The organism is Gemmobacter sp. (genome assembly GCF_016792925.1).
In the GTDB taxonomy this organism is placed as follows: Bacteria; Pseudomonadota; Alphaproteobacteria; order Rhodobacterales; family Rhodobacteraceae; genus Gemmobacter.
On the sequence record NZ_JAEULU010000079.1, the window covers coordinates 1 to 10,477 of the forward strand.

General features: G+C 62.4%; 16 protein-coding genes. 5 read left to right on the top strand and 11 right to left on the bottom strand.

Annotation, left to right across the window (positions count from 1 at the left end):
• The 4 genes from JNN06_RS04050 to JNN06_RS04065 all read left to right on the top strand — a co-directional run.
• The coding region (locus JNN06_RS04050) for an FHIPEP family type III secretion protein (RefSeq protein ID WP_291238316.1) at positions 1-1,095 on the top strand (1,095 nt) is incomplete at its 5' end.
• Positions 1,092-1,859: a flagellar biosynthetic protein FliR gene (locus tag JNN06_RS04055; RefSeq protein WP_291238317.1), complete on the top strand. Its 768-nt coding sequence runs from the start codon at positions 1,092-1,094 to the stop codon at positions 1,857-1,859. The genes JNN06_RS04050 and JNN06_RS04055, both read left to right, overlap by 4 nt.
• The gene (locus JNN06_RS04060) at positions 1,856-2,935 is read left to right on the top strand and encodes a flagellar type III secretion system protein FlhB (RefSeq protein WP_291238318.1); all 1,080 of its coding nucleotides are present in this window, start codon (positions 1,856-1,858) and stop codon (positions 2,933-2,935) included. Before JNN06_RS04055 ends, JNN06_RS04060 begins: the two co-directional genes overlap by 4 nt.
• On the top strand, positions 2,932-3,261 hold the full coding sequence (locus JNN06_RS04065) for a hypothetical protein (RefSeq protein ID WP_291238319.1): 330 nt from the start codon (positions 2,932-2,934) through the stop codon (positions 3,259-3,261). Before JNN06_RS04060 ends, JNN06_RS04065 begins: the two co-directional genes overlap by 4 nt.
• Before the next feature lie 22 nt (positions 3,262-3,283).
• On the opposite strand, the gene JNN06_RS04070 is transcribed toward JNN06_RS04065, so the two are convergent.
• Genes JNN06_RS04070 through JNN06_RS04110 form a run of 9 tightly spaced genes read right to left on the bottom strand, consistent with a single transcriptional unit; the run spans position 3,284 to position 7,766 of the window.
• Complete coding sequence (locus tag JNN06_RS04070; protein WP_291238320.1) at positions 3,284-3,760, bottom strand: flagellar basal body-associated FliL family protein; 477 nt, start codon at positions 3,758-3,760, stop codon at positions 3,284-3,286.
• A 6-nt stretch (positions 3,761-3,766) separates the two neighbouring features.
• Entirely contained in the window at positions 3,767-4,489 is a 723-nt protein-coding gene (gene flgH, locus JNN06_RS04075; RefSeq protein ID WP_291238321.1) for a flagellar basal body L-ring protein FlgH, read from the bottom strand.
• A 9-nt stretch (positions 4,490-4,498) separates the two neighbouring features.
• Positions 4,499-4,918, bottom strand: a complete 420-nt coding sequence (gene flgA, locus JNN06_RS04080) for a flagellar basal body P-ring formation chaperone FlgA (RefSeq protein ID WP_291238322.1) — start codon at positions 4,916-4,918, stop codon at positions 4,499-4,501.
• Positions 4,918-5,703 carry a flagellar basal-body rod protein FlgG gene (gene flgG / locus JNN06_RS04085; protein ID WP_291238323.1) on the bottom strand — a complete coding sequence of 262 codons (786 nt, stop codon included), beginning with the start codon at positions 5,701-5,703 and terminating at the stop codon, positions 4,918-4,920. Before flgG ends, flgA begins: the two co-directional genes overlap by 1 nt.
• Before the next feature lie 10 nt (positions 5,704-5,713).
• Positions 5,714-6,427: a flagellar hook-basal body complex protein gene (locus tag JNN06_RS04090; RefSeq protein ID WP_291238324.1), complete on the bottom strand. Its 714-nt coding sequence runs from the start codon at positions 6,425-6,427 to the stop codon at positions 5,714-5,716.
• A gap of 1 nt (position 6,428) precedes the next feature.
• Positions 6,429-6,695, bottom strand: coding sequence for a flagellar biosynthetic protein FliQ (locus JNN06_RS04095; RefSeq protein WP_291238325.1), 267 nt, complete (start codon positions 6,693-6,695; stop codon positions 6,429-6,431).
• A complete protein-coding gene (gene fliE, locus JNN06_RS04100) occupies positions 6,692-6,985 on the bottom strand; it encodes a flagellar hook-basal body complex protein FliE (RefSeq protein WP_291238326.1) in 294 nt (97 codons plus the stop codon). The genes JNN06_RS04095 and fliE overlap by 4 nt, the downstream gene beginning before the upstream one ends.
• Positions 6,986-6,996: 11 nt before the next feature.
• A complete protein-coding gene (gene flgC / locus JNN06_RS04105) occupies positions 6,997-7,377 on the bottom strand; it encodes a flagellar basal body rod protein FlgC (protein WP_291238327.1) in 381 nt (126 codons plus the stop codon).
• A 2-nt stretch (positions 7,378-7,379) separates the two neighbouring features.
• Positions 7,380-7,766 carry a FlgB family protein gene (locus tag JNN06_RS04110; protein WP_291238328.1) on the bottom strand — a complete coding sequence of 129 codons (387 nt, stop codon included), beginning with the start codon at positions 7,764-7,766 and terminating at the stop codon, positions 7,380-7,382.
• A gap of 84 nt (positions 7,767-7,850) precedes the next feature.
• On the opposite strand from JNN06_RS04110, the gene JNN06_RS04115 reads away from it, so the two are divergent.
• Complete coding sequence (locus tag JNN06_RS04115) at positions 7,851-9,164, top strand: FliI/YscN family ATPase (RefSeq protein WP_291238331.1); 1,314 nt, start codon at positions 7,851-7,853, stop codon at positions 9,162-9,164.
• Here JNN06_RS04115 and JNN06_RS04120 read toward each other — a convergent pair.
• Both JNN06_RS04120 and flbT read right to left on the bottom strand, forming a co-directional pair.
• The gene (locus JNN06_RS04120) at positions 9,161-9,979 is read right to left on the bottom strand and encodes a DUF1217 domain-containing protein (RefSeq protein WP_291238329.1); all 819 of its coding nucleotides are present in this window, start codon (positions 9,977-9,979) and stop codon (positions 9,161-9,163) included. The genes JNN06_RS04115 and JNN06_RS04120 overlap by 4 nt on opposite strands.
• Entirely contained in the window at positions 9,976-10,380 is a 405-nt protein-coding gene (flbT, locus tag JNN06_RS04125; RefSeq protein WP_291238330.1) for a flagellar biosynthesis repressor FlbT, read from the bottom strand. The genes JNN06_RS04120 and flbT overlap by 4 nt, the downstream gene beginning before the upstream one ends.
• Between the last annotated feature and the right edge of the window lie 97 nt (positions 10,381-10,477).

Below are 10,477 nucleotides of genomic sequence, written 5' to 3' on the forward strand. Positions count from 1 at the left end.
CCCCGCGCGCCGGAAACCCAGCTGGAACCAGCCAGCCGCAAGTCGATGGGCGATGTGCTGGATTTCGACGAAATCCACATCGAATTTGCCCCAAATTTGGTGGATATGGTGCTGGATCCGGCGACGGGGCTGGATGTGCGCATCCAGAACATGCGCACCCATATCGCCATGACCTACGGCCTGATCTTGCCGGAAATCCGGATGACGGATGATGCCCTGCTGCCAAATGGCACTTATCGCATTCGCCTTCAGGGGGTGGAGAGAGTGCGGGACCGCCTGATCCCCGATCGCATTCTGGTTCTGCTCAGCGATGGCGTGACCGCGCCCGAAGGGCTGGACGTGCGCGAGCCGGTCTATGGTGCGCCCGCCCGCTGGATCCAGCCCGATGATCAGGAAGACGCCGCCTTGTCGGGCCTGACGGTGGTGACCGCGCCCGAAGTGCTGGCGACCCATATGCTTGAGGTGCTGAAAGCCAATCTGGCCCGTCTGCTGACGCTGAAAAACCTGCGTCTTCTGCTGGATGAATTCGGCAATGTCAGCGATCCGGCGCGCGCCACTGCCAACAAGCGCCTGCTGGACGAGCTGATCCCGGATCGGGTGCCGATCGACATGCTGCTGACCGTGCTGAAACTGCTGCTGGAGGAGCGGGTCTCCATCCGCAATCTGCCGCTGGTGCTGGAGGCGATTGCCGAAGCGCGTGGCCTCCCCTCGCCCGAGGCCGTCTGCGAACATGTGCGCCAGCGGCTCGGCTTCCAGATCGTTGCCGATCTGAAGCGCGAGGATGGCACGATCCCCCTGCTGCAACTGGCCCCCGAATGGGAGAAAACCTTCACCACCTATCAGGTCGAAAGTGACCGTGGCCAGCGCGACGTTGCCCTACCACCCGAGCAATTCGGCAAGCTGGCCAATGCTTTGGCCGAGCGTATCAACCGGGCCGCCGAGACCGGAACCAATGCGGCTCTGGTGACCTCCACCGCCCGCCGCCGCTTCCTGCGCACCGTTCTGGGCGCCAAGGGGCTGCCAACGCCGGTGCTGTCTTATGACGAAATCGGCCTGGAGGCGCGGCCCGCCATGATCGGAGTCGTCCCGGCGTGACCGACCTTCTGACCCGGCTGACAGAATTGGCCCAGCTGAGCGAACCCGCAATGCTGGCCTTCCTGTTCGTGTTCGTCCGGGTTGCGGCGACGGTCAGCCTGCTGCCCGCCTTTGGCGAAAGCTCGGTGCCCGCGCGGGTGAAACTTGCGATTGCCCTGTGCTTTACGATGATTGTGGGTCCGGCCATTCCGCCGGTAGACCCGAAATTTACGGTCCTGCACCTGATCGGCGAGGCGGCCATCGGCCTCATGCTGGGGCTCGGCTTGCGGATGTTCATCTTTGCCTTGCAGACTGCGGGCGCCATCATCGCGCAATCCATTTCGCTGTCGCAACTTTTTGGCGCCACGGGCGACCCGCAGCCGGTGGTCGGCAACTTTCTGACCCTCGCCGCGCTGGCAGTGGCGGTCAGTGCCGGGCTGCATGTGCGTGCGGCGGAACTGATGATCCTGTCATATGAGCTGCTGCCCCCCGGCGATGGCTTGCCTGCGCCGGATCTGGCGCGCTGGGGTATTGCGCAGGTTTCGCGCATGTTCACGCTCGGTTTCGCGCTTTCTGCGCCCTTCGTGATTGCCTCGTTCCTCTATAACGTGGCCATTGGCATCATCAACCGCGCCATGCCGCAGTTGATGGTCTCAATGGTCGGCGCTCCGGCCATCACCCTTGGCGGGATCGCCCTGTTCGCGATTGCCTCGCCCCTGATGCTGCAAATCTGGCTCACGGCCTTGGACACGTTTCTGGCCAGCCCGTTGCGGGGCCTGCCATGAGCGGGGATGACAGCGACAAGCAGCATGAGGCCAGCCAGAAGAAACTGGATGACATGCGCAAGGACGGGCAGATTGCCCGATCCCAGGATCTTTACTCGGCGGCGGCCTATGGCGGGCTTTTGCTGGCGATCACGGGCCCCGGCCTCTGGGCGCTGACGCAAGGCGGTGCGGCGCTGACGGCAATTCTGGCCGATGCAGACGGGCATGCCACCGCACTGTCCGCGACCGGACGCCCGCATTTGCCCTTCCTGCTCATTCCGGTGCTGGCACCTGTGGCGATTTTCCTGCTCATGCCCGCGCTGGCGGTTGTGGCGATGGTAACGGTGCAACGGGCCTGGCTGATCACGCCCAAGAATCTTGCCCCGAAATTGTCGCGCATATCCCCCGTTGCCAATGCCGCCAACAAATTCGGGGCCAATGGCCTGTTTGAATTCCTCAAAAGCTTTCTCAAGCTTGTCCTGATCTCGGGCGTTCTGGGTATTTTCCTTCTGCGCCATCTGGATACGGTCATTGGCACGCTTGCCTTGCAGCCGGTTGGCGCCATGGCGGTGCTGTTTGGCCTGTTGCGCGATTTTCTGGTTGTGGTGCTGGTGATCGCCATCGTGCTGGGCGGGATGGATTACCTTTGGCAGATCTTGCGCCATCGGCATCAGGCGCGGATGTCGCGTCAGGAAGTTCAGGATGAGCATAAGGAGTCCGAGGGCGACCCGCATGTGAAGTCGCAGCGGCGCCAGCGCGGTCAGGATTATGCCATGAACCGCATGTTGCAGGATGTGCCGACTGCCGATGTGGTGATCGTCAACCCGACGCATTACGCGGTTGCCCTGAAATGGGATCGCAAATCCGGCCGGGCGCCGATCTGTGTTGCCAAGGGCGTTGACGAGGTTGCCGCCCGGATACGCGAGCGTGCCAATCTGGCCGCCGTGCCGATTCACAGCGACCCCCCGACCGCTCGTGCCCTGCATGCGGCGGTGAAGATCGGCGATGAGATCGAACGGGGGCATTACAAGGCTGTCGCCGCTGCCATCCGCTTTGCGGAGGCGATGCGGCAGAAAGCGCGGGAGCGACGCAGATGACGGATCGCAAGCAGATCGGCAAATTGGCAGAGCTGGCGGCGTTGGTCCGCGACCAGCGGCTGGAGCTTCTGCGGTTGGCAGCGGAACGCAAGGCCACAACCGAGCGGCTGATCGCGGGGCTTGATCAACCCGGCACCGATTCCGTGCCGGCGGTCGCCGCAGCGCGGGCTGAATTGGCCTATCGAAGCTGGGCCGACCAGCGCAGGCGAGAGCTGTCGCGCCTGCTTGCCGCGCAATTGGCGGAATGCGAAAAGCGCCGCGATGCGGCGCGTCTGGCCTTTGGTCGGGCCGAAGTGCTGGACAAGCTGCGCAACGGCAAAAAGTAAGGGGGCCCGAAGGCCCCCTGGCTCAGCTGTCCTGTCGCCCGATATCTGTGATCAGCACATCGGTGATGACCTCCGGCATGATTTTCTCCGCCGCCTCCAGCAATTGCTCGCGCAGCCGGGTCAGCGCGGTGCTTTCGGTGAAGGAGCCGCGGAAACCGCCGGAATTTGCATGGTCGAACAAAATCTGGAGGAAGGTGTCACGCAGCTTCGGTTCGACCGCATAGATGGCATCCGCGCTGCCGGGTTTGGCCTCCAGGCTCAGCGCCATGACGATGATCGAGTCAATCTTGCCATCGGTCAGCAGCGGAATGATGAACTGATTGCTCATCTTCACATATTCCGGCTGCTCTTCCGGCGGCAGAGGCTCTTCCTTGACCTCGGCATGGGCCTCTTCGCCTTCGGCCGCAGGCGCGGGGGGCGGGCGCAGGAACAGCCCGGCGCCGATGCCGCCACCGGCCCCGAGGAGGATCAGAAGGAGAGGCAAAAGAAAGCGTTTCATGGCACCTCAGAACGGCAGGAGGACATCGGTGATCTGCTGACCGTAGCGCGGTTGCTGCACATCCGTGATCTGCCCGCGACCGCCATAGGAAATGCGCGCGCCGGCGATCTTGTCATAGGTGATCTCGTTTTGGCGCGAGATGTCGACCGGGCGCACATAGCCCGAAACGATCAACTCCCGCAGCTCGAAGTTCACCCGGACCTCCTGCTGGCCTTCGATCCGCAACACGCCATTCGGCAACTCCTCGACGACGGTTGCGGCGACGCGCAGCTCCAGCTTCTCATTGCGCGACACACTGCCGTTGCCGCGATAGCTGGAGGCGGAAGAGGTGTTCACGGCCTCATCCATGCTGGCGCCCTCGGGCAGTTTTTCGTTCAACCGCTCGGGAATGCCAAACAGCGAGGGCATGCCCATCGTGTCGCTGCCAGCCCGCGTCCGGCCGGTGGAGTTGGAAATCTCGGCGCTGTCATCAATCTCGATCACGACCGTCAGAATATCGCCGCGACGCTGGGCACGGCGTTCGCCAAACAGGGAGGCCCGGTCTGCTGTCCAAAGCGATGAGGCATCGGTTGGCGTTTCTGCGGGAATGTCATCGGGCAGCGGGGTCGCATACATGGAATGATGCTGATAGCTGCCTTCGATCGGGGTGAAATCCGGGGCCTTGCCGACAGATTCAAGCCGACCGCAAGCCGCAAGCAGGCAGAGGGAGGAGAGCAAAAGGCGGCGCATCATGGTCCTTCAGGGTGCGAGGCCGACATGCACTGTGCCATCGGCGGCAATGCGGCCAGAAACGGTTGTGCGCGACGACAGGTTCATCACGCGGATCACATCGCCCACGCCACCCCGGGCCAAGGCGCGCCCTTCGGTCAGGATGCGCAGGCCGCCGGTCACGTAATTCAGCGGAACAATCTGGTTGCGGTCGATCAGCGCGGGGGCGCCAATGTCGGCGGGGCGAATGGGCCGGTTGGCATAAAGGGTGCTGCGCGCCTCCAGCCCGATGGCCTCCAGCGGGTCGGTCAAGGCACCAGGCGTGTTGCGGGCAATCACCGTCAGATCTTCGGGCGCGAGAATGTCCTGTGCCCGGATCGTGCGGGTCGGCACCAGCGTCTCGGCCCCGGCCGGAGCCGCAAGCGCCAGAAAGATGAGCGCCCGCCACATCAGCGCACCTGCGTGGTGGCAGCCAGCATTTCATCCGCCGCCGAGATCACCTTGGCGTTAAGCTCATATCCACGCTGGGCTTTGATCAGTTCCGTGATCTCACGCACGGAATCGACCGAGCTTTCCTCCAGATAGCCTTGCCGCAGGGTGCCGAGGCCATCCTGTCCGGGCGAGCCGACCAGCGCGGGGCCAGAGGCCGCAGTCTCGAGGAACATATTGCCGCCGATTGCCTCCAGACCCTTTTCATTGGTGAAACCTGCAAGGCTCAGCTGCCCCAGAAGCTGTGGCTGCACCTGATCCAGGAAATGCGCATAGACCTCGCCATCCGCATTGATCGTCACGCCACGGGCGTCGGAGGGGATCGTGACGCCGGGCGCTACCTGATAGCCTTCCGAGGTGACAATCAGCCCATCGGCAGTGCGTTTCAGCCCGCCATCCCGGGTATAGGCCGATGTGCCGGAGGGCAGTGTGATCTCCAGATAGCCGCGCCCCTCGATGGCCACATCCAGGTCGCCGCCGGTCTGGCTGAGCGGCCCTTGCGCCAGCACAACCGACACGGCGGCGGGGCGCACGCCGAGGCCCAGCTGCACGCCAGTGGGCAGCATGGAGCCATCTTCCGCCGAAATTGTGCCTGGCCGTGCAATTTGTTGATAATGCAGGTCGGCAAATTCGGCCCGGCGGGCATTGTAGCCGGTGGTCGACATGTTCGCGAGATTGTTCGAAACGACATCGACGCGCATTTGTTGCGCGGCCATGCCGCTGGCTGCGATCTGAAGTGCTTTCATCGTCGCCTCCTCAGCGTCCGAGAGTCTGGATGACGGTGCGCATCCGGTTGTCTTCGCGTTCCATGAAAGACTGCCCAAGCTCATAGGCGCGCTGCACGTCGATCATGCGTGAAATTTCCGAAAGGGCGTTCACATTGCTGCCCTCGATCTGGCCTTGCAGGATGACGCCCCCCTCCATCGGAACCTCGCCGCCATTGGCGGCAAAAAGCGTGCCGCCTTCGTGGATCAACCCGGTCGGGTCTTGCGGTTGCCAGAGCCCGATCCGCGCGAGCGGCTCGCCATTGGCGGAAAGCGTGCCATCCTTGGCCATCGAAACCTTACCCGCATCGGGGGGCACGAAAACCGGCGTGCCGCCCTGATCCAGCAGCCGATAGCCATCAGGATTGACCAGCTCGCCTTCAGCGGAAGGCGTGAAGCTGCCCATGCGGGTCAGGCGATTGCCGCGCGGGGTTTCGACCAGAAAGAACCCCTCGCCCTGCACGGCAAAATCGAAGCTGCCACCGGTTTCGCTCAGCTCCCCCTGGCTCAGATCGATATTGCGGGCCGAGGCGCGCGCCATCGACAGGGAGGGACTATCCTCCAGGCGGCTGACATGTTCGGAGAAAATCACGCCTTCACGCCGGAAGCCGCTGGTCGAGGCATTGGCGATGTTGTTGGCAATCGCCTGCATCTCTCGCATCAGGCCGGATTGGCGGGTCAGGGCGGTATAGCCGGCGGCATCCATCTCAGCCTCCCGAAATCTGGGGAATGATCTGGTTCTGGAAGAACCCGACCAGGGTTGCAGTCATGAAACTCATGCTGACCCAGAACATGATCAGCATGGCTGCGACCTTTGGAACGAAGGTCAGCGTCATTTCCTGCACCGAAGTGAGGGCCTGAAAGAGCCCGATCACCACCCCTGCCACCAAAGCCACGATCAGCAAGGGGGCAGAAATCTTTACGGCGATCCACAAAGCCTGGCGCAGGAAATCATAGATCAGATCGGTGGTCATACCGGCATCCGCAGGATTTCCTGATAGGCCTCCACCACCTTGTCGCGCACCGTCACCACAGTTTCGACGGCGGTTTCGCTGGCGGCCAAGGCCTGCACCAGCGCGTGAGGGTCCGCGCCGCCCATCATGGCGGCGCGGGCCGTTTCCTCTCCGGTTGCCAGAACGCTCGCGAAGTCTTCTGCCGCGGCGATGAACCCGTTTTCCTGATTTTGCCCGGTTCCGGGCTGCGGTGCCGCCGCATTTCGGGCGGTGGCATAGGTCTGGGTGGCGAGATTGGTGCGCATATCCATTCTGGATCTCCTTATTTGCGCAGAATATCGAACAGGCTTTGGGCCATTTGGCGGGCCTGATCGAACATCCGGAGGTTGGCTTCATAGCTGCGCTGCGCTTCGCGTGCGTCAGCCACTTCGGTCACCAGATCGACATTCGATCCATCATAGTGACCCGTCTCGTCGGCCAGCGGGTGGCCGGGGTCGTAAATGCGGGTCAGCGCCTTGCGGTCCAGCCTCACTGGCCCTGTCTCGACGCCGGTTCCATCCGCAAGCTCTTGAAAGGAAATTGTCTTGCGGTGATAGCCGGGCGTATCGGCATTGGCGATATTTTCTGAAACATGGCGCAGGCGGTTGGCCTGGGCCTGCATGCCCGAGGCGGCAAGAGAAAGCGAGGTGCCAAGATCAGACATGGTTACCTCCCACGGCCAAGGCTGCTGCGCAGGATGCTGGAGGTATTGCGATAGATCGCCAGCGCCATTTCATGCTGCTGACGCACCTCGACCGCTTTCACCATCTCGGCTTCCAACGAGACCGAATTTCCGTTCGGGGTGGCAGTACCCGACACCACACGCTCGGCGGTCTCGAACCCATCCTGCGCGGCCTGTCCCAGATGCCCCGCACGGGTGGCCCGCATCCCGTCGGGGCCGTCCTCATAGACGGACCCGAAGGGTTTCAGGTCTTGCGCCCGATAGCCGGGCGTGTCCGCATTGGCGATATTGCGCGAGATTTCGGCCTGCCGGGCACCGGCATGGGCGGCCATCGCTTGCGCCATTCTGACGATTTCAAGTTTTTCAAACATCGGGGCTTCTCCCTCGATCACCTTCACCAAGGCTTAAGGGTGATTCCTTTAGAAAGGGTAAGCAGCGCAGTGAGGGAGAATCCCATGACCAAGATTTTTGACGGTTTGCAGGCGGAAATTGATGCGATCCGCATCGCGGCCCGCGTCGGGCGGGTAGAGGAACTGGGTCGTGGGGCCATTCACGTGGGTGGATTGTCCGGGGATGTGGTGTTGGGGGACCGGGTGCTGATTCGCACCCGAAGCGCGGTGATTGGTGGAGAAGTGGTGCGCATTGCGCGCGATCAGATCTCGGTGCTGCCCGACCAGCCGCCGGAAGGCGCGGCCATTGGCGATGCAGTCGAGGTGCTGGGCCACGCGAATATCGCGCCCGATGACAATTGGATCGGTCGCATCATTGATCCTTATGGTCGGCCGCTGGACGGCCGCCCGATTTTCCGGGGCAGGATGGAGCGGCCCCTGCGCGCTGCCGCACCCGCTGCGGCACGTCGGCGGCGGCTTGGCGGGCGGCTGGCCACCGGCACGGCGGTTTTTGATACCTTGCTGCCGCTGGTGCGAGGCCAACGTATTGGCCTGTTCGCGGGGTCGGGCGTCGGAAAATCCTCGCTTCTGGCAAAGTTTGCGCGCGGGGTTGAGGCCGATGTGGTGGTCATCGCCCTGATCGGCGAGCGGGGCCGCGAGTTGCGGGAGTTCACGGAACGGGTTCTCGGACCGCAGGGCATGGCGCGTTCGGTGGTGGTGACTGCGACCTCTGACCAGTCGCCGCTTGCGCGCCGCCGCTGCGCCTGGACGGCAATGGCTGTGGCCGAGCATTTTCGCGATCAGGGGCAGCATGTCCTGTTGCTGGCCGATTCCATCACCCGTTTTGCCGAAGCGCATCGAGAGGTCGCCTTGGCCGCAGGGGAGGAGGGCAACCTGCGCGGTTTTCCACCGTCCACCTCTCATTTGATCATGTCTTTGGCCGAGCGTGCGGGCCCCGGTCCCGAGGGCCGGGGCGACATTACTGCCGTCTTCTCGGTTCTTGTTGCAGGTTCGGATATGGAGGAGCCGATCGCCGATATTCTGCGGGGGGTTCTGGACGGGCATGTGGTCATGGATCGCCGTATCGCAGAGCGGGGAAGATTTCCGGCGATTGATCTGTTGCGCTCTGTATCGCGCAGCTTGCCAGAGGCCGCAAATGATGCCGAGAACGGCATGATTTCCGAAACGCGCCGTCTTTTGGGGGCCTATGACCGGGCAGAAATGATGATCCAGGCCGGTCTTTATGCAGTTGGATCGGACCCTGTGACGGATCGCGCCATCAAGCTTTGGCCCGCATTGGACGCATTTCTTGCCGAAGATGCTCCGGAGGGAATCCCTGCCAGCTTTCGTCGCCTTTCCGCCTGCCTGAGCTTGCCCTAGAGGCGAATCGAGAGGCTTTGCGCAGACTGCAAGATCTGTAGGGCCGAGGCGCCTTTGGACGTGCTGGAAGTGCTGCCATTGGCAATCTCGGCGCGGACGATGTAGTTCCGCAGGAGCTTTTGCATAGCTGCGGGATCGGAGAATTGATCCACGCTCGCCGAACCGAACATGGCCTTGGCCTTTTTTTGCAGCGTCACAACCTGCTGGTCCACATCCAAGGTGCCGAACGCAGTCGGAAGGTTGAACACCGTCTGGAACATCGTCCGAAGCGGTTCAGAACCGATGACAGTATACCACTTTGTTGCCTGGCTTTGATTTTTTGCCGCAAGCTCTGGAAGGGACCGCTCGGCGTAAAGTGCGATCCGAAGGCTGCCATTGGCCTCGCCAACCGAGGTTTCAAACGTCTGCTGGCGATATTTGCTCAGCATGTCGTCTGCAAAGGTGGAGAGCTTCGTGTTGGGCGTAGCAAAGGTGCCAAAGCCAAACGCTTCGGCCATTTCCTTATAGCGCTTGTCCGAAAGCTTGTTGGCGAGAGATTTTGGCTCGAGCGCACTGCTTTCCAGCACTTTTCGGATGAAGAACTTGTTGTTGATGTCGCTTTCGAGGCCAAAGGCGCCCAAGGCAACCCCCAGCAACCGGCGGTCGGCAACCAATTCTTCGGCAGTGTCGATGCTGCCAATTTTTTCTCGGAAATAGGCCTCGTCACGCTGCTGCACGGTATTCTGAGACAGCAAGGCCTGCTGCTTTTCTTGCGTGCGCTTCAGAAAATTCCAACCTGCATAGCCGGAAAGCGGCAGCGTGACTGAGTAGGTCATGAGGGGCGCGCCCCGAAGAGGCGCTCTTCGCGCGGAAGCAGGCAGCGCAAAGCCTTCAGTGCCTGATAGTGCTGGTCATCCATGATGGCCCGCGTGGCAAGCGAGAGCTGAATGCGGCTGTCGTGATCCGTGAGAACCTGGCTCAGCTGTTCGACGCCGCGCAGCAATTGCAGGCGCGCATCTTCGGCCTCCACGTCGCCAGACAAAACCAGTTGCGCGATGTAGCAGACGCGCCGCACGGGCGTGTTCACCTCATCGGGTGCGATGGCATCCCTGAGCCGAAGGATATGGGCGTTGGGAGTCATGATGGCGAGGCGCGACCGGCGGTCGCCATTTTCGATGACGGCCCCGTTGATCAGGACCCGTTCATGGGGGCCGAGTTTCAAGACGAGGCCGGTCATGGCAGATCCCCCTCGCCGCGCAACCCGCGCATGATGGCCTTGTTGATGTCGATCAGCACTTCGGCCGAGGCTTCGTGCTTCATCACCTTCCGGCTGT

What these genes read in the sequence shown, in the direction of transcription:
- flgA (WP_291238322.1), bottom strand. Translation starts at nt 4,918, where the DNA reads ATGTGGCGGGCGCTCATCTTTCTGGCGCTTGCGGCTCCGGCCGGGGCC.
- flgC (WP_291238327.1), bottom strand. Translation starts at nt 7,377, where the DNA reads ATGTCTGATCTTGGCACCTCGCTTTCTCTTGCCGCCTCGGGCATGCAG.
- JNN06_RS04120 (WP_291238329.1), bottom strand. Translation starts at nt 9,979, where the DNA reads ATGACCTACTCAGTCACGCTGCCGCTTTCCGGCTATGCAGGTTGGAAT.
- flbT (WP_291238330.1), bottom strand. Translation starts at nt 10,380, where the DNA reads ATGACCGGCCTCGTCTTGAAACTCGGCCCCCATGAACGGGTCCTGATC.
- JNN06_RS04095 (WP_291238325.1), bottom strand. Translation starts at nt 6,695, where the DNA reads ATGACCACCGATCTGATCTATGATTTCCTGCGCCAGGCTTTGTGGATC.
- flgH (WP_291238321.1), bottom strand. Translation starts at nt 4,489, where the DNA reads ATGCGCCGCCTTTTGCTCTCCTCCCTCTGCCTGCTTGCGGCTTGCGGT.
- fliE (WP_291238326.1), bottom strand. Translation starts at nt 6,985, where the DNA reads ATGGATATGCGCACCAATCTCGCCACCCAGACCTATGCCACCGCCCGA.
- JNN06_RS04115 (WP_291238331.1), top strand. Translation starts at nt 7,851, where the DNA reads ATGACCAAGATTTTTGACGGTTTGCAGGCGGAAATTGATGCGATCCGC.
- JNN06_RS04060 (WP_291238318.1), top strand. Translation starts at nt 1,856, where the DNA reads ATGAGCGGGGATGACAGCGACAAGCAGCATGAGGCCAGCCAGAAGAAA.
- flgG (WP_291238323.1), bottom strand. Translation starts at nt 5,703, where the DNA reads ATGAAAGCACTTCAGATCGCAGCCAGCGGCATGGCCGCGCAACAAATG.
- JNN06_RS04110 (WP_291238328.1), bottom strand. Translation starts at nt 7,766, where the DNA reads ATGTTTGAAAAACTTGAAATCGTCAGAATGGCGCAAGCGATGGCCGCC.
- JNN06_RS04065 (WP_291238319.1), top strand. Translation starts at nt 2,932, where the DNA reads ATGACGGATCGCAAGCAGATCGGCAAATTGGCAGAGCTGGCGGCGTTG.
- JNN06_RS04090 (WP_291238324.1), bottom strand. Translation starts at nt 6,427, where the DNA reads ATGGATGCCGCCGGCTATACCGCCCTGACCCGCCAATCCGGCCTGATG.
- JNN06_RS04070 (WP_291238320.1), bottom strand. Translation starts at nt 3,760, where the DNA reads ATGAAACGCTTTCTTTTGCCTCTCCTTCTGATCCTCCTCGGGGCCGGT.